14 protein-coding genes and 1 pseudogene are annotated in these 17,368 nt (G+C 68.1%); 6 read left to right on the top strand and 9 right to left on the bottom strand.

Annotated elements, in window-relative coordinates:
- Positions 1-22: 22 nt before the first annotated feature.
- The 5 genes from ftsL to dinB form a co-directional block, all read right to left on the bottom strand.
- On the bottom strand, positions 23-688 hold the full coding sequence (ftsL, locus tag AC5RVV_RS00225) for a cell division protein FtsL (protein WP_493999460.1): 666 nt from the start codon (positions 686-688) through the stop codon (positions 23-25).
- Positions 685-1,674: a 16S rRNA (cytosine(1402)-N(4))-methyltransferase RsmH gene (rsmH, locus tag AC5RVV_RS00220; protein WP_493999459.1), complete on the bottom strand. Its 990-nt coding sequence runs from the start codon at positions 1,672-1,674 to the stop codon at positions 685-687. Before rsmH ends, ftsL begins: the two co-directional genes overlap by 4 nt.
- 202 nt (positions 1,675-1,876) lie before the next feature.
- Positions 1,877-2,308, bottom strand: a complete 432-nt coding sequence (mraZ, locus tag AC5RVV_RS00215) for a division/cell wall cluster transcriptional repressor MraZ (RefSeq protein ID WP_494001240.1) — start codon at positions 2,306-2,308, stop codon at positions 1,877-1,879.
- 414 nt (positions 2,309-2,722) lie between these two features.
- A complete protein-coding gene (locus tag AC5RVV_RS00210) occupies positions 2,723-3,097 on the bottom strand; it encodes an SCO2097 family morphological protein (RefSeq protein ID WP_493999458.1) in 375 nt (124 codons plus the stop codon).
- A 172-nt stretch (positions 3,098-3,269) separates the two neighbouring features.
- Positions 3,270-4,469 carry a DNA polymerase IV gene (dinB, locus tag AC5RVV_RS00205; protein ID WP_494001239.1) on the bottom strand — a complete coding sequence of 400 codons (1,200 nt, stop codon included), beginning with the start codon at positions 4,467-4,469 and terminating at the stop codon, positions 3,270-3,272.
- 224 nt (positions 4,470-4,693) lie between these two features.
- On the opposite strand from dinB, the gene AC5RVV_RS00200 reads away from it, so the two are divergent.
- Complete coding sequence (locus AC5RVV_RS00200; protein ID WP_493999457.1) at positions 4,694-5,794, top strand: polyprenyl synthetase family protein; 1,101 nt, start codon at positions 4,694-4,696, stop codon at positions 5,792-5,794.
- Between the two features lie 58 nt (positions 5,795-5,852).
- Here AC5RVV_RS00200 and AC5RVV_RS00195 read toward each other — a convergent pair whose 3' ends face one another.
- Positions 5,853-6,242, bottom strand: coding sequence for an Rv2175c family DNA-binding protein (locus AC5RVV_RS00195; RefSeq protein ID WP_493999456.1), 390 nt, complete (start codon positions 6,240-6,242; stop codon positions 5,853-5,855).
- Positions 6,243-6,423: 181 nt separating this feature from the next.
- Here AC5RVV_RS00195 and AC5RVV_RS00190 point away from each other — a divergent pair, with 181 nt between their 5' ends.
- A complete protein-coding gene (locus AC5RVV_RS00190; RefSeq protein WP_493999455.1) occupies positions 6,424-8,193 on the top strand; it encodes a LysM peptidoglycan-binding domain-containing protein in 1,770 nt (589 codons plus the stop codon).
- An 81-nt stretch (positions 8,194-8,274) separates the two neighbouring features.
- On the top strand, positions 8,275-10,257 hold the full coding sequence (pknB, locus tag AC5RVV_RS00185) for a Stk1 family PASTA domain-containing Ser/Thr kinase (protein ID WP_493999454.1): 1,983 nt from the start codon (positions 8,275-8,277) through the stop codon (positions 10,255-10,257).
- Positions 10,258-10,415: 158 nt separating this feature from the next.
- On the opposite strand, the gene AC5RVV_RS00180 is transcribed toward pknB, so the two are convergent.
- Positions 10,416-11,801: a class II 3-deoxy-7-phosphoheptulonate synthase gene (locus tag AC5RVV_RS00180; protein WP_493999453.1), complete on the bottom strand. Its 1,386-nt coding sequence runs from the start codon at positions 11,799-11,801 to the stop codon at positions 10,416-10,418.
- Positions 11,802-12,283: 482 nt separating this feature from the next.
- Positions 12,284-12,970, bottom strand: a pseudogene (locus AC5RVV_RS00175) (lysophospholipid acyltransferase family protein); the annotation flags it as partial.
- Positions 12,971-13,130: 160 nt separating this feature from the next.
- On the opposite strand from AC5RVV_RS00175, the gene AC5RVV_RS00170 reads away from it, so the two are divergent.
- Positions 13,131-13,919: an alpha/beta hydrolase gene (locus AC5RVV_RS00170; protein WP_493999452.1), complete on the top strand. Its 789-nt coding sequence runs from the start codon at positions 13,131-13,133 to the stop codon at positions 13,917-13,919.
- On the top strand, positions 13,906-14,376 hold the full coding sequence (locus tag AC5RVV_RS00165; protein WP_493999451.1) for a hypothetical protein: 471 nt from the start codon (positions 13,906-13,908) through the stop codon (positions 14,374-14,376). Before AC5RVV_RS00170 ends, AC5RVV_RS00165 begins: the two co-directional genes overlap by 14 nt.
- Positions 14,377-14,390: 14 nt before the next feature.
- Here AC5RVV_RS00165 and AC5RVV_RS00160 read toward each other — a convergent pair whose 3' ends face one another.
- The gene (locus AC5RVV_RS00160; protein WP_493999450.1) at positions 14,391-15,350 is read right to left on the bottom strand and encodes an ROK family glucokinase; all 960 of its coding nucleotides are present in this window, start codon (positions 15,348-15,350) and stop codon (positions 14,391-14,393) included.
- A gap of 175 nt (positions 15,351-15,525) precedes the next feature.
- Here AC5RVV_RS00160 and AC5RVV_RS00155 point away from each other — a divergent pair, with 175 nt between their 5' ends.
- Positions 15,526-17,334 (top strand): AMP-dependent synthetase/ligase, encoded by a 1,809-nt coding sequence (locus AC5RVV_RS00155; RefSeq protein WP_493999449.1) that lies wholly within the window; start codon positions 15,526-15,528, stop codon positions 17,332-17,334.
- Positions 17,335-17,368 lie beyond the last annotated feature (34 nt).

Genomic DNA, 17,368 nt, shown 5'->3' with positions numbered 1-17,368 from the left:
CCTCGTTTGCGTTGCCGGGCGATTACTGGCCTGTCTGTTGCTTCGGCGCCGGGATGCTGCCGCCGTTCAGCTGCTTTTCGGCGGGTTTCGGTGCCGCGCTTCCTTCTGCACCGGCTTCAGCAGCGGCAGCAGGTTTCGCCGGTTCCTTCGCCGCCGCGGGGGCGCCGTCCTTCTTCCCGGCTTCATCCTTCGCGGCCGGCTTCTGGACCGGATTTTCCGGCTGGGCCACCAACAGCTCCGGGGCTGCGCCTGGTTCCGCCGCCTTCGGCTTCCCGGTGACCTTCTGGCTCTCCAGATTGATGGAGCCGACCGACGGAGACGTTACCATCCCCAATTCTGCCGCCTTCGCGGCAAGATTCTGGGGAGCCTGGTGGTTTTCGAGTTGCTGTGTCAGTTTTTCGTTCGCCTGGGCCAGGGAGACCTGCTCGTTGCGCAGCTCCACCAGTTTGTACTGCCCGCTGGAGACCGAGATGTTCAGCATCAGGACGCTGCCGAGCGCGAGCACCAGAACCGTGAAGCAGAACAGGGCGAACGGCACGCGCTTGCGCGTCGGGCTGTTGGGTACGACGGAGAGCGGGGTGCGGCGGGGGGCCTGCCGGGGCGCCGCTGCGGGACCCCGGGCCGGCACGGCACTGCCGTGCACGTACTGATGCTGGTCGGGACGGGCCGCGTGGGCACTGGCACTCATTTTGCGCTCCTGTTCCGGATCCGTTCTACCGCCCGCAGCTTGGCCGACGCCGCCCGCGGGTTTTCTGCAATCTCTGCCGCCGTCGGCACTTCGGTGCCCTTGGTCAGGGTCTTCAGCTGCGGCTTGTGTTCTTCCAGCTCGACGGGGAACCCGCGGGGTGCGGATGACTTCGAGAGCTGTCCGAAAACGGCCTTGGTGATCTTGTCCTCCAGCGAGTGGTAGGACATCACGACGATCCGGCCGCCCAGCGCCAGCACGTCGATGGCGGCCGGCAAGGCCCGCTCGAGCACGTCCAGCTCCTCGTTGACCTCGATCCGCAGTGCCTGGAAGGTGCGTTTCGCCGGATGGCCGCCGGTCCGCGCCGCAGCAGCCGGCACGACCTTGCGGATCGCGTCCACGAGTTGGCCCGTGGTGGTCAGCGGCGCCTCGTCGCGGGCTGCCACAATGCTGGAGGCGATGCGTCCGGCGAACTTCTCTTCGCCCCAGCGCCGGATGATGCGCACCAGGTCCGCCTCGGCATACGTGTTGACAATGTCCGCGGCAGTCATGCCCCGGCTGGTGTCCATCCGCATGTCCAGGGGCGCGTCGTAGGAATAGGCGAAGCCGCGGTCCCGCTCGTCCAGCTGGAGCGAGGAGACGCCCAGGTCGAACAGCGCGCCGTCGATCTGGCCGACGCCGAGGTCGTCAACCGCGTCGGCGATCTCGTCGTACACCGCGTGAACCAGATCGGTGCGCTCCGCGAAGCGGCGCAGCCGCTCTCCGGCCAACGCCAGCGCCTGTTCGTCCCGGTCGATCCCGATCAGATGCAGCTGCGGAAAACGCTGCAGCAAGGCCTCCGAATGCCCGCCCATGCCGAGCGTCGCATCGACGACGACGGCGCGGCCGCGTTCGGCCACCGCACGTTCGACGGCCGGGGCGAGCAGGTTGATGCAGCGGTCGCGGAGCACCGGAATGTGGCGCTCCCCTGCCGGCCGCTCGCTGTTCATCCTGAAGCCTTCTTTCCTGCTGGTGCCCGGGACCGGTTGGTCGCTGGAGTCTTTAAGTCCGAAAGTCCTTGAACCAGATCCCCATCCGCGCCTGGCCTGTCCCGCCTGGCTCCGGGGAAGGTGAGCCAGGTTGGACCTGCCGGGCGGCTGGAGATCTCATCCAAGAACGTCCGTGCCGCGTGTGCTGTTTGTCGTCCCGGGGTCAAAAGACTCCGGGCAATACGTCTTCGTCTGTTTCGGAGAAGGCGGTTTCCTGCTCCTGGAGGTAGTCGTCCCAGGCCCGGGCATCCCAGATCTCAGCGCGGGTTCCCGCACCGATGACCGCCAGCTCCCGGTCCAGCCCTGCATAGGTCCGCAGTGCCGGCGGGATGGTGACCCGGCCCTGCTTATCCGGAACTTCGTCAGAGGCTCCTGACAGAAAGACGCGAATGTAGTCACGGGCGTGGCGGGAAGATATCGGAGCCTTCCGCATCTCCTCGTGAACCCGCTCGAATTCCTTCTGGCTGAAGACGTAGACGCAACGCTCCTGGCCTCTCGTCAGGACGAGTCCATCGGCAAGCTCCTCGCGGAACTTTGCGGGAAGTATCAGGCGCCCCTTCTCGTCGAGCCGCGGCGAGTGTGTCCCGAGGAACATCGCCACCGCCCTGCCGATTGGAGGAGACCGTCGCCCCCTGCGTCACCACTACCCTCTTATGTCCTCCACTTTACTCCACATCACGCCACAGTCAACTACTTCCGGCCCCTTTTGTAGCTGGAAATGTTCGGCGCCCTCCGCGTGGGGGCGCGGAAGCAGGCGGGTGGAGCAGAGTGGAGGGAAAGTGGAGGGCCGGGGGAACCCCGGCAGTAGAAGTTTCCTGTTGGATCGCGTCCAGGCCGGCCGAAGCGGCCGTTGCGCCGGGAAACGGGCCGGATCCGGCCCACACGGGGCCTTTAAACACGAAAAGACCCGACGTTTGACGGGTCTTGCCTTCGTGCCTTTCGGCCGCTAGCCGCCGGGTGGGGCGAAGTGGAGGAGCCTCAACGGCTGCTCCGGCGGCAGGGTCTTATGTCAGCGGTCTTCGCCGTGATGCCGCTCGTCCCACCGCTCCTCGAGGCTGGCCATGAAGCCGCCCTTCGATGAAGAAGTCTGCCTGGTGCCGGTCGCCCGCGGCGACCCTGCCCCGGCGCGACGCGTGGTGGCCCAGTAGACGCCGGCACCCATGATGACGAATCCCAGGACTCCGACGGCGATGATCTGGCTGAGGATGCCGGTGAGCAGGACCAGGATTCCGGCAATCGCGACGAGTGAGCCCACGACGATGTGGCGCGTCGACAACGATCGGCCGCTGGCCGATTCCATGTGGCTGGCAAACTTCGGGTCATCAGCATGCAACTGCTGCTCCAGTTGTTCCAGCAGCCGCTGTTCATGCTCTGAGAGTGGCATCTGAGCCTCCTTTGTTCCAGTCCCCCAAGGGTGCATAGCGTACAACGAACTCCGCGGGACAAGAGTTCCTGAAACCAACCGGAACCGAATTGACCTCTGCTACTAAGAATAGAGCGCAAAGCCTGCAATCAAAAGCCACGATGACCCACCTGTGATCCCACCCGCCCCGATTTCACGCACCCTGGCCCCGGCCCGGCCGGCGGCGGGATTCCGGGCCCTGCTCCGCCGGCTTGCGGGGCCCGGACTTCAGCAGCGAGGCAGGCACAATCCCCGCGCCGCCGAACTTCCGGTTCACCTCGTCCAGGGCCTGTTCGGCGCTGTGCCACGTGTCTTCGTGGCCGTCGAAGCTCAACTGCTGGCCGCCCCGGCCGGCGTCCTCCAACTGCTCCGCCCGCAACCCGATGAGCCGGACCGCCTGCGGCCGCTCGCCGAGGGCCGACAAAAGCGCCGCAGCGGCGGCCTGCAACTGCTGGGCACTGTTCGAGGGCGCCGGCAGCTTCCGTGACCGGTTCAAGGTGGTGAAGTCGGAATATCTGAGTTTCAACGCTATGGTTCCGGCGCGCATGTTCCCGGCGCGGAGCCTGGCGGCCGTCCGGTAGGCCAGCCGCAGGAGCTCGCGCTCGAGCACCTCGTCGTCGTCGACGTCCTTTTCGAAGGTTTCTTCGGCACCTACGCTTTTCTCCACCCGTTCAGGGGTGACCGCCCGGTCGTCCATTCCCCAGGCCAGCCGATGGACGTGGTCGCCGGTGGCGCCCAGGACGCGGTGCAGCGCCGCGGGCGGCGTGTGCGCCACGTCGGCAACGGTACGGATCCCAACGCGGGCCAGGACCTCCCGCGTCTTGGCGCCGACTCCCCAGAGGGCCCCCACCGGCAGGGAATGCAGGAAGTCGACCGTCTCGGCCTCGGGTATGAGCAGCAGGCCGTCCGGCTTGGCGTGCGTGGAGGCTATCTTGGCCACGAACTTGGTCGTGGCGATGCCCACCGTCGCGGTCAGTCCCAGCTCGGACGAGATCCTACGGCGGATCAGCGCGCCGATCTCCAGCGGTTCGCCCAGCCGCCGGCGGGCACCGGCCACATCGAGGAAGGCTTCGTCGACGCTGAGCGGTTCCACGTACGGCGTGATTTCCCGGAAGATCGCCATGATCCGGGTCGAGGCCTGCTGGTACTTGCCGTGGCTGGGTTCAATGATGAGCGCCTGCGGGCACAGCATGCGGGCCCGGGCCATCGGCATCGCCGAGCGGACACCGTATTTGCGGGCCTCGTACGACGCCGAGAGCACCACCGCCCGGCCCGAGGCGGATCCCACGATGACCGGCTGCCCGACCAGCTCCGGCCGCTCCAGCAACTCCACACCCACGAAAAAGGCGTCCATGTCCACGTGGAGAATGGTGCAGTTGTTCTGGTCCGGGGAGGTCACAGCACTATCGTAGGCTGGCTGCCGCCTGCGGTGCCGCCGATGCTGCGGGCGGGCGGCCCGGCGGCCCGGCCGGATTGTCTAGACTGGCTGCAGACATCAGTACCACCGCGAGGAGCTCCGCCGCATGCTGTACCGCCCTGACGAATCCCTCCCCGCACGGGCAGACCGGAGGTAACGGCATGGAACCCTCTGCGACCACAACGAGCGCGGCGGAACAGGAAGACTTCCGGCAGGCCGTGGCCGGATTGCTCCGGGAGTTCCTGGCCGGACAGAAGGACCTGCTGCAGGATGCGGCTCCGGACGCGGCACCGCTGGTGGAGGCCATCACCGACCTCACCGCGGGCGGCAAGCGCCTTCGGGCGCTGTTGGCCTACTGGGGCTGGCGCGGGGCAGGGGGGTCCGTGCTCGCCGGCCAGGCCGTTCAGGCGGGAGTCGCGCTGGAGCTCTTCCAGGCCGCGGCACTGATCCACGACGACATCATCGACCGCTCGGACACCCGGCGGGGCAGCCCGAGCGTGCACCGGCGGTTCGAGCAGCAGCACCGGCTCAACGGCTGGGCGCTGGACGCCGAGCGCTACGGGCAGGCCGCCGCCCTGCTGGCCGGCGACCTCTGCCTGTCCCTCAGCGAAGAAGTCTTTGCCGGCATCGGGGCGGAGTCCGCGTCAGGAACGCCGGCCCGCGCAATTTTCAACCGCATGCGCGCGGAGGTCATGGCCGGGCAGTATCTGGACCTGCTGGAGGAAGCTGCCGGACCGGGGCGCCCGGCCGAAGCCGCCGTGGACCGCGCGCTGCAGATCCTCCGCTACAAGTCGGCCAAGTACTCCACCGTGCATCCCCTGAGCGTGGGCGGTGCGCTGGCCGGCGCTTCTACCGGCCTGCTGGAGGCCTACGAGGCATTCTCGCTGCCCTTGGGCGAGGCCTTCCAAATCCGCGACGACGTGCTGGGCGTGTTCGGCGATCCGGCCACCACCGGCAAGCCGGCCGGGGACGACCTGCGGGAAGGCAAACGCACGGTCCTGATTGCGCACACGCTCAACCACTGCACGCCGGCCGAACGCGCCCTGCTGGAGACGCGGCTCGGTTCACCGGAACTCTCGGACGCGGCGGTGGAAGAACTGCGGGACCTGATCACCGGAAGCGGCGCCCTGGCTGCCGCCGAGCAAATGATTGCCGACCGGACCGCCGCGGTCGAGGCGGCCCTGGCGGCCCTGCCGGTGGCCGACGGTGTGCGGCAGGCCCTGGGCATGCTGGCCGACGCAGCGGTGCGCCGCAGCGCCTGAGCCGGCAGCCCGGGGCCCGACCCCCGCGGGTTGAGCAATTGCGCCGGCTACCGGGTCCCTACCAGCCGAGCGCCTGGGCGCGGCGGCGGATCTCGGTTTTGCGGCCCTCGCGCAGCGCGTCGATGGGCCGGCCGGGCAGCGAGTCATCGGCGGTGAAGAGCCAGACCAGGGCTTCCTCATCGCTGTAGCCGGCGTCGGACAGCACCGCCAGGGTCCCCTTGAGGCTTTCGAGCACGGTCCCGCCGACCAGGAACGCCGCCGGCACCGAGCGGATCCTGCGCTCCCCCACGCGCGCCTCCACCAAGGCGCGTTCTTCGAGCAGGGCGTGCACCTTTTTAATGGAGACGTCCAGTTGTTCGGCGACGTCGGGAAGGGGCAGCCAGTCGGTAATCAGTTCTTCAAGTTCACTCACCGTATAAGGGTGCCATGGCGGCCCCCGGGGAGCCATTTCCTTTTCGACACGCCGCCTTCATTCTTCATTCTCCGCCGATGGCTTTTGTGTTATGCGTCAATAGTGTAAATTCACTTGAGTAACAGCTTTCACATCGATAACAAACGGCACACCAGTACCACTGTGCGGCCCGTTGGGGGACGCTCGCCAGGCCGCAGAACAAGGATGAGGGACACCAATGACCGATCAGCGCCCGATCACGCGCAACGACCGCAGCCAGCCCCGCCGGGTACTACTGTCCGCGGCAGCAACCGCGGCGATTCCCGCCGTCGTGCTGTCCTCCGCTGCCTTGGCCATGCCGGCCCAGGCAGCCGAGCTGCCGCCGCGCTCTGCGCTGCAGCCCAAGGCGGCGATTCCGGGCGTTACGGTTCCGGCGACCGCTTTCATTCCCGCTTCCCAGGTTGCCGCCCGATTGCCCGCTTCCCTGCGGGCGCAGAACACTCCCGCCGTCCATACGGTGAGGGCCGGCGAGACGATCAGCGGCATCGCGGCCCGGTACGGCCTCTCCACGCAGAAGGTACTGTCGCTGAACGGCCTCAGTGCCAGCACCATCATTCACCCGGGGCAGAAGATCAAGCTGGGCGGCTCGGCCGCCAAGTCCTCCGGCAACGCCGCGAAGCAGTCCTCGTCGGGTTCCGGCAGCTACACCGTCAGGTCCGGCGATACCCTCTCCGGCATCGCCGCCAAGCACGGCATGAGCCTGGGCGCCGTGCTCTCGGCCAACAACCTCAAGATCAGCTCGATCATCTACCCGGGCCAGAAGATCTCGGTCAACGGCGGCGCCGCCCAGGTCTCGGCCGCCTCAACCGTTACCCGTGCGAAACCTTCCACCAAAACCGTCGCCGGTACCGGCAGCTACACGGTCAAGTCGGGCGATACCCTCTCCGGGATTGCCGCCAAGCACGGCATGGGTTTGGGCGCCCTCCTCTCCGCCAACAACCTCAAGATCAGCTCGATCATCTACCCGGGCCAGAAGATCTCGGTCAACGGCGCGGCCAAGGCCTCCAGCGCCTCCGCCCCGGCCGCGCAGGCGAAACCTTCCACCACGTCGGTCGCGCCCTCCGGCACCGGCAGCTACACGGTCAGGCCGGGCGATACCCTCTCCGGCATCGCCGCCCGCCACGGCATGAGCCTGGGCGCCGTCCTCTCCGCCAACAACCTCAAGGTCACCTCGGTCATTTACCCGGGCCAGAAAATTAAGGTGAGCGGTTCGTCGGTTACCAGCGCGTCGGCGTCGTCCAAGGCCCCGGCCAACAACGGCGCAGCCACCGGCGCGGGCAGCTATACGGTCAAGTCCGGCGATACGCTTTCCGGCATTGCCGCCAAGCTGAACGTGACCCTGTCCAGCCTGCTGCAGTCCAGCGGCCTGAAGTCGACGTCGATCATCCACCCGGGCCAGAAGATCAGTGTCCCCGGCGGTGCGCAAACCACGACGTCGACTGTGGGGACCGCGTCGGCCCAGCCGCTGGTTCCCAGTACCTTCCTGCACTACACCTACCCGGCCGCCGTGGTGGGCAAGGCGAACGAGAACAAGCGCCTGCTGCTCTCCACCCCGCAGCCCACCCAGGCGCAGATGAAAGACATCATCGCCGAGACGGCCGTCAAGATGGGGGTGGACCCGCGGCTCGCCCTGGCGCACGCCTACCAGGAATCCGGCTTCCAGCAGGACGCCGTGTCGCCGGCCAACGCGATCGGCGCCATGCAGGTCATTCCGTCCTCGGGCGAGTGGGCCTCGACCCTGGTGGGCCGCAAGCTCAACCTGCTGGACCCCTACGACAACGCAACCGCCGGCGTAGCGATCATCCGGTCCCTGGTGAGCACCAGCCCGTCCCTGGACATCGCCATTGCGTCCTACTACCAGGGCCAGTACGGCGTGATGACGTACGGCATGTACAACGACACGAAGGCCTACGTGGCCGCGGTGAAATCGCACATGAAGAAGTTCTAGCGGCCACCGCCCCCGTGGCAAAAGGACCCGAACCCCGGTGTGGATTCGGGTCCTTTCGCTCATCGGACTTAGGATCATAGAGTGCAACCGGCAACTGATTCACTGGTCGGCGCCCTGATCGACGGGCGCTACCGGGTTGCCTCGCGCCTGGCGCGCGGCGGGATGTCCACCGTTTACCTGGCGTCCGACACCCGGCTGGACCGCGATGTGGCGCTCAAGGTCCTCTATCCCTACCTGGCCGAAGACGCCGGCTTCCTGGAACGGTTTGAACGCGAGGCCAAGTCCGCGGCCAGGCTCTCACACCCCCACGTGGTGGGCGTCTACGACCAGGGCATCGACGGCAACGTCGCCTACCTCGCGATGGAATACGTGCCCGGACACACGCTGCGGGACCTGCTCGACGAGTCCGCTCCGCTGACGCCGCGGCATGCCCTGGCTGTCCTTGATCCTGTGATCGAGGGGCTCGCCGCAGCGCACGCCGCCGGTCTGGTGCACCGCGACATCAAGCCGGAGAACGTGCTGATGTCCGACGACGGCCGGGTCAAGCTCGGAGACTTCGGCCTGGCACGCGCCGTGACCACCAGCACCAACACCGGGTCCCTGATCGGGACGGTGGCGTACCTGCCGCCCGAATTGGTCACCGGCACCGCGTCCGACGAACGCAGCGATGTCTACTCGGTCGGCATCATGCTGTTCGAGATGCTGACCGGTCGTCAGCCGTTCACCGGCGACGTGCCGATCCAGGTGGCATTCCAGCACGTCAATTCCACCGTCCCTGCGCCGTCGACCCTGGTTCCCGGGCTGGCTCCCGATCTCGACGAACTGGTGCTCTGGTGCACCGGGTCCGATCCGGACCAGCGGCCGGTGGACGCCGCAGCGCTGCTGGGTGAACTGCGGCACGTGCACAAATCCCTCAGCGACGCCCAGCTGGATGCACGGCCACCCCGGGCCGAGCCTGCGGGAACATCATCCACCCAGGTCATCCCGTCCGATCCGCACCGCACCACCGTCATTTCCCGCTCCGCAAACCACACGCAGGTTTTCAGCGCCGGCGAGGCCGCCGCGGCGGCACCGGTCGGCCAGCAGCGCCCGCTCTCCGCCCGCGAATCCAAGAAGCGCCAGCGGGAACTCGCCCGCCAATCGCGGCGTCCCGAACAGAACCTGCGCCGCGGAAATCCCCGGCGCCAGGGCATCATCTGGATTGTCGTGCTGGCCATCCTGGCCGCCTTGGTCGCAGCCGCAGGGTGGTTCTTCGGCATGGGGCCCGGCGCCATTGTTTCCGTGCCCGACGTCGCCGGCAAGCCGGTGGCCGAAGCCGAGGGCATGCTCCGGGAACAGGGGTTGGAGTACACGCTCAAGGAAGTCTTCGACGAGAAGCTGGCCGCGGGGGTAGCCGTCGGCACGGAACCCGATGCGCCCGTCGAAGTCCGCCGCTTCGAGCAGGTGGCCCTCGTGGTCTCGAAGGGCCCGGAGCTCTTCGGCGTGCCCGCGTTGGCGGGCATGAGCGTGGAAGAGGCCACCGCCGCGCTGGAGGAGGCCGGGCTGGCCGCCGGTGATGTCAAGGAGAAGTACGACGAAGAAGCAGCGGCGGGTACCGTTCTCGGCCACAAACCCGGCGAGGGCGAACAACTGCGGCGCGGCACCGCCGTCGGGCTCACGGTCTCCAAGGGGCCGAAGCCGTTCAGCGTGCCGCAGGTGGTGGGCCAGCCGCAGTCCGACGCCGCCGCAGCCCTGGAAGGCGCCGGCCTGAAGGTGGCGGTGGCCCCGGAGGCCGTGTTCGACCGCAACGTCCCGGCCGGCTCGGTCGCGGCGCAGACGCCGGCCGAAGGACAGGTCATCCGCGGCGACACCGTGACGCTGACGCTCTCCAAGGGCCCGCGGATGGTCGAGGTCCCGGACACCGTGGGCCGGCAGGTCGACGACGCGAAGCGCGCGCTGGAGGACCTGGGCTTCGAGGTGAAGGTCAAGGAGTTCCTCGGCGGCTTCTTCGGCACCGTGCGGACGCAGGACCCGGACAGCGGGTCGCTGCCGGAGGGATCGGTCATCACCCTGACCGTGGTGTGATGCCGTCCCGGGCGCGAGCAAGAGCCTGAGCCGGCGGACGGACGCTCACGCCGCCCGCGTCCGCTGACGGCCGGAAGGCCCGGAACCTGTTCACCTGGTTCCGGGCCTTCCATCTCGTCCCGGTCCTGAGCAGCGCGGGACGGCGGGCGTGCGGCGGGCTACCGCTGGCGGGAGAGCGCTCCCGCCACCAGGAACGCCATCTCCAGGGACTGCATGTGGTTCAGCCGCGGGTCGCAGACGGACTCGTAGCGGTCCAGGAAGGCGTTCTGATCGATGGGATCGGCGCCGCCCAGGCACTCCGCCACGTCGTCGCCGGTCATTTCCACGTGCAGGCCGCCCGGGAAGGTGCCCAGTTCGTGGTGCACGTCGAAGAAGCCGCGCACCTCCTCGATGACGTCGTCGAAGTTCCGGGTCTTGTAGCCGTTGGGCGAGGTGACCGTGTTGCCGTGCATGGGGTCGGTCACCCAGAGCACCTTGGCGCCGCTCTCGGTGACCCGCTTTACGAGCTCCGGCAGCTTGTGGCGGATGTTGCCGGCACCCATCCGCGTGATGAAGGTCAGCCTGCCCGGCTCGCGCTCGGGATCCAGTTTGTCGATCAGCCGCAGGGCGTCGTCGGCGGACGTGGTCGGGCCCAGCTTGACGCCGATGGGGTTCCGCACCCGGGACAGGAAGTCCACGTGGGCGCCGTCCAGCTGGCGGGTGCGTTCACCGATCCAGAGGAAATGCCCCGAGGTGTTGTAGGGCAGTCCCGTCCGCGAATCGATGCGGGTCAGCGCGCGCTCGTAGTCCAGCACCAGCGCCTCGTGGCTGGCGAAGAACTCGACCCGCTTGAGGGCGTCGAAGTCGGCGCCGCAGGCATCCATGAACTTCACGGCGCGGTCGATTTCGCGTGCCAGTGACTCGTAGCGCGAATGCGCCGGGTTGGCCGTGAAGCCCTTGTTCCAGTGGTGCACCAGGCGCAGGTCGGCGAAACCGCCCTGGGTGAAAGCCCGAATCAGGTTCAGGGTGGAAGCGGACGTGTGGTAGGCCTGCACCATCCGGCTGGCATCGTGGGCCCGGGACTCGGGGGTGAATTCGAAGCCATTGACCATGTCGCCGCGGTAGGCCGGCAGGGTCACGCCTTCACGGGTTTCGTCGTTGGACGAGCGGGGCTTCGCGAACTGCCCGGCCATCCGGCCCATCTTGATCACGGGCAGCGAGGCGCCGTAGGTGAGCACCACGGCCATCTGCAGGATGGTCTTGACGCGGGCACTGATCTTGTCGGCGGTGGCCGCGCCGAAGGTTTCGGCGCAGTCCCCGCCCTGGAGCAGGAACGCCTTGCCGTCGGCGGCCAGGGCCAGACGCTCCCGCAGGACGTCGACTTCCCCGGCAAAGACCAGCGGCGGCAGGGAGTTTAGCTCGGCAACGGAGGACGCGTAGACCGAGGGATCGTGCCAGGTGGGCTGCTGCACCACCGGCAGCTCTCGCCAGTCATCCAGACCGGGATAGTCTGCTGCCGTCGGCAGCTGGTCGGGAACGGAAGAAATGAAGGTTGTATCGGTCACCCTTCAATCGTAGACCTGCGGCTTCGCTGGCTTCACGTGCAGGGGTCATGGGCCGCCACACGGGCGTCACATTCCGACGGGCGTCAGCGCCGGCCCTTCCGGCCGGATCGCGGGACTGCTCCCCCGGCGTCCGGGAGGCCGGCGGCCTTCGGTCCTTCCGCAGCGGCCGCGCCAGCTCCACCGGTGTGCCCGGCAGCGCTGTCGGACGCGCTGCCGGACGCGCTGCCGGACAGGCTGTCGGGCAGGGCGCCGGAGGGCGTGGCCGCTGCGGCGTGGCCGGCAGCCTGCCCGTCCGCCTCGGGCTGTTCCTGCCCCAACCAGGCGGCGGCAGGCTCAGGCCCTGCGGCGGCGGCCGGCTCCCGTCCCGCGGCGGGGTCCGCTCCGCCGATGACCGTGATGGCGCCGGGCGCTTTGGCCTTCGGAGGTTCCGGTTGCTCCGGCGGCAGGCCGACGGCGGCGTGGCGCTGGTTTTCGGCCTTGGCCGGTTTGCGGGCGGTCAGCTTGGCCTTGACCGTACTGGCGTACGAATCGACGTATTCCTGGCCGGAGAGCCGCATGATCTCGTACATGATCTCGTCGGTGACCGAACGCTGGATGAACCGGTCGTCTTCCAGCCCCTTGTAGCGGGAGAAGTCCAACGGCTTGCCGATGATGATGCCCACCCGGCGGATGTTGGGGATGCGCCGGCCGATGGGCTGGACCTTGTCCGTGCCGATCATCGCCACCGGGATCACCGGCACCCCGGTGTGCAGCACCAACTTGGCCACGCCGGTCTTGCCGCGGTATAGCTTTCCGTCCGGTGACCGGGTGCCCTCCGGGTAGATGCCCAGCAGGCCGCCATCCTGCAGCGCGTCCCGTCCCGCCAGCAAGGACGTGGCCGAGGCCGCTCCGCCGGATCGGTCCATTGGAAGCTGGTTGGTCATCCTGAAGAAAGCCGCGGTGAGCTTGCCCTTGGCGCCTTTGCCGGTGAAGTACTCGCTCTTGGCCAGGAACACCACGGGCCGGGGCACCGCGAGGGGCAGGAAAATCGAATCGGAGAAGGAAAGGTGGTTGCTGGCCAGCACCGCGGGGCCGCTGTCGGGAATGTTGTCCAGCCCCTTGACCCATGGCCGGAAGAGTAGCCGGACCACCGGTCCTACGACGATGGTCTTCATGAACCAGTAGAACACGTGTGCCTTTCCGTTCCGCCGCCGCCGGCCGCTTTACCAATACCGCTTGAGACTCTACTCCAGCTTTGGCTTTGCGTGGCTGCGCGGGATGGGGGTGCCGGAGAAAGGAACCGGTCGGCTATTGATGGCCGAACGGCTCCCGTAATGACACGATAGTGCCATGACTTCTGTTGCCGACGGCGTCTTTTCCAGCCCCGGGCACGGCCCGAATTCCCGCGTCGGCGTCGTCCTGCTGCATGGTTTCACCGGTTCCCCGCGCAGTATGCGGGGGTGGGCGGAAAGCCTGGCCGATGCCGGCTTCGGAGTACGGTTGCCGCTGCTGCCCGGCCACGGCACCACGTGGCAGGACTTGGCCACATCCCGTTGGCAAAGCTGGTACGGGGCGGCCGAGCAGGCCTTTTCGGAGCTCGCCCGCGAGCGCAGCCACGTCTTCGTGGCCGGTCTGTCCATGGGCGGAGCGTTGGCGTTGCGGCTGGCCGCGCACCGTCCGGTCTCCGGCGTGCTGCTGGTCAACCCGGGTCTGACCATCGCGGACCGGCGCGCTCCGCTGTCGGGCCTGTTGAAGTACGTCCTGCGGTCGGTGCCGGCCATTGGCAACGACATCAACAAGCCGGGCATGGATGAGGGTGCCTATGAACGCACCCCGGTGGCCGCCGCGCACCAGCTGGGCCAGCTCTTCAAGACTGTCGTGGCCGACCTGCCCCGCGTCACTGCTCCTACGCTCGTCTTCCGCTCCGCGGTGGACCACATAGTCCCGGAATCTTCCATGGATGTGCTCCGGCGGCGGATTGGCACGGACCGGCTGGAGGTGGTGCCGCTGGCGGACAGCTATCACGTGGCCACCATGGACCACGACGCCGAGCTGATCTACCGCCGGTCCGCCGAATTCATTCACGCCACTGCGGCCGCGTCTCCGGGGCAGACGGGAGCAACCCATGCCCGGGCATGACCAGGACCGGGACGACGCCGCCTGGCAGGATCTGGTCGCCCGGCTGGAAGAGACAGACTCCGGCAACGCGGACGGCATGCCCCCGGAGCGGCCCGCGGCCGGCAACGGCGGCGATGCCCAGCGCCTGCGCGAGATCTTCGAGAACCGCCTGCCGGAGGTCCCGGCGGATGAAGCGCCGCCCGGGCCGCGCGATTACACCGTCGCCGAACCGGACGACGACGAGGGCTACGTCCCGCCGGAACCTGCCCCGCTGGGCGCCGGCGAGCCGCTGCTGGTGCTGGCGTGGATCGGTGCCGTGGGGGCCCCGCTGGGCCTGCTGCTGACCGCCATGTTCTGGCCGGGCGCCCCCTTCACCGCGGTGCTGGCGCTGGTGGCCCTCTTCGTGGCCTCTGCGGCCTACCTGCTCTTCCGCCTGCCCACGGAACGCGACGGGCACGACGACGGGGCGCGCGTCTAGCGCCGGCCGTGGAATCAGACGGAGGCCCCGCGGGCGAGGTCCGCGGCGCCGATCATCCCCGCCTTCGGTCCCAGGCCGGCCGCCCGAACCTCAGCCACCGGCCGGAACCCGCGACCGGTCAGGTTCCGCTGCAGCGCATGGCGGGCCGGCTCCAACAGCAGGTCCCCGGCTTCGCACAGGCCGCCGCCGATCACGAACAGCCCGGGATCCAGCGCCGCGGCAAGATTGGCCAGCCCCAGCCCCAGCCACTCGCCGGCCTCTTCCAGCAGCCGGACGCTGGCGGGGTCGGCGCGTTTCGCCTGATCCGTGACCACCGCGCCGGTGATGTCTGCCACCGTTCCGCCCACGGCCTCCAGCCAACGCTGCGCCACGGGCGAGTTCGCCGCGGCCAACTCCCGGGCCTCCCTGCCCAGGGCGTTGCCCGAGGCGTATTGCTCCCAGCAGCCGCGGTTTCCACACGCGCAGCGGTGCCCGCCGGGCATAATGACCTGGTGCCCGAATTCCCCGGCAACACCCCACCGGCCCCGCTCCAGCCGGCCATCCATCACCATCGCCCCGCCGATGCCGGTGCCCAAGGTGATGCAGACCAGGCGCAGCTCCCCCGTCCCGGCGCCAAAGCGGAACTCCCCCCACGCGGCGGCGTCGGCGTCGTTGACCACTTTGACGGGCCGGGCCAGCAGCCGCTCCAGGTTGTCCCGCAGCGGTTCATTCCGCCACGCCAGGTGCGGGCTGAACAGAACCGTTCCCCCGGCAAGGTCCATCCACCCCGCCGCTCCGACGCCCACTGCGGCAACGTCGTGCTCGGAAGCCAACTCCCGCACCATCGCCGAGATAAGGTGTTCCACGTGCCGCGGATCGTGTCCCGGCGTGGGACGGACCAGCTCCGCCACTACGCGCCCGGCCCGGTCGACGGCCCCGGCCGCCACCTTGGTGCCGCCGATGTCTATGCCCACCGCCAGGGCGCTGTTCTCCACCCCACCATCTTAGGCAGCCGCTCGCGGCGGGCCTGCCGGGCCAGGGAGGGCCCGACCGTTACCGTTTCGTAGGTTACCTGCCGGTATCCGTTGTGATTTAGGTTATAGGCTAAAAGCACCCTCCGTCAGGGAGGCTATACAGAGCTGGCCACAGCTGAGGAAGTGAGGAGCTATCGTGCGCGAATACAGCGTGCCCGTCCTGGTTGACGTTCCGCGGGAGGCCAATATCGCCGGTCTGGTGGTTGAACAGGCGCAGAAGGCATCGAATCCGGCCCTGTTTTCCCGCAAGGACCCGTCCGGGACGTGGCAGGACATCCGTGCCACTGAGTTCCTCGCGGATGTGACCCGGCTGGCCAAGGGGCTGGTCTCCAGCGGTGTTCAGCCGGGCGACCGGGTGGGCATCATGGCCCGCACCCGCTACGAATGGTCCCTGGTGGACTTCGCCATCTGGTTCGCCGGCGCCGTGTCGGTGCCGATTTATGAGACCTCCTCCCCCAGCCAGATCGCCTGGATCCTCGGCGACTCCGGGGCTGTGGCAGTCTTCGCGGAAAGCGCCTCCCATGAGGCGAAGGTCCGCCAGGCCGCCCTCAACGAAGGCTTGGAGGACCTGAAACACGTGTGGCAATTGGGCGAGGAGTCGCTGGACGCGCTCCGCGCCGCCGGCCGGGAGGTGCCCGACGCCACGGTGGAGGAACGCCGCACGGCGGCGAATCTGGACGATCTGGCCACGATCATCTACACCTCCGGCACCACCGGCCGGCCCAAGGGCTGCGAACTCACCCACGGAAATTTCGTGGAGCTGTCCAAGAACGCCGCGGCGGCGCTGCCGGACGTCGCCCACGAGGGCGCGCAGACCATCATGTTCCTGCCGCTGGCCCACGTCTTCGCCCGGTTTATCTCCGTCCTGTGCGTCGCCGCGGGTGCCACCGTGGCGCATACGCCGGACATCAAGAACCTGCTGCCGGATCTGCAAAGCTACCGCCCGACGTTCATCCTGGCTGTCCCGCGGGTGTTCGAAAAGGTCTACAACAACTCCATGCTCAAGGCCGAGGATGCCGGCAAGGGCAAGATCTTCCACGCCGCCGCGGACACGGCCGTCGCCTGGTCCCGGGCCGACGAGGCCGGCAAGGTGCCGCTGATGCTCAAGCTCAAGCACAAGCTCTTCGACAAGCTGGTGTACCACAAGATCCGCGAAGCGATGGGCGGTCGGGTCGAGCACGCGGTCTCCGGCGGCGGCCCGCTGGGCGAACGGCTGGGGCATTTCTTCCACGGCATCGGCCTTCTGGTGCTGGAGGGCTACGGCCTGACCGAAACCACGGCCCCGGTGTCCGTCAACACCCCCAAACTGGTCAAGATCGGTTCGGTCGGGGCTCCGCTGCCCGGAAACGCGGTCAAGATCGCCGACGACGGCGAGATCCTCGCCAAGGGCGTCTGCGTGCTGCGCGGCTACTACAACCGTCCCGACCTCACCTCCGAGGCCTTCGAAGACGGCTGGTTCCGCACCGGAGACATCGGCGAACTGGACGCTGACGGTTTCCTGCGCATCACCGGCCGGAAGAAGGAAATCATCGTCACCGCCAGCGGCAAGAACGTCGTCCCGGCCCTGCTTGAAGACCAGATCCGCGCCGATGCGCTGGTCTCCCAGTGCGTGGTGATCGGCGACAACCGGCCGTTTATCTCCGCGCTCATCACGTTGGACGAGGAGGCCCTGCCCGGCTGGCTGGACCGCCACAACCTGCCGGCCGACACCACCATGGACCAGGCAGCCGACCACGAAGTGGTGAAGGAGGCGGTCCAGTCGCTCATCGACCGCGCCAACCAGACCGTCTCGCAGGCGGAAGGGATCAAGTCCTTCCGGATCATCCCGTCCGACTTCACGGAAGCATCGGGGCACCTGACCCCGTCGCTGAAGATCAAGCGGGCGCAGGTGCTGGCCGATTTCGACGACTACGTGGAGCAGATTTACGCCGGCGTGCGTCAGTAGCCTCGACGAAACAGGCAGGGCCGCGGCTTCCACG

The organism is Arthrobacter sp. MDT2-34-1, from assembly GCF_059091365.1.
This window is presented reverse-complemented; position numbering and strand designations above follow the sequence as displayed.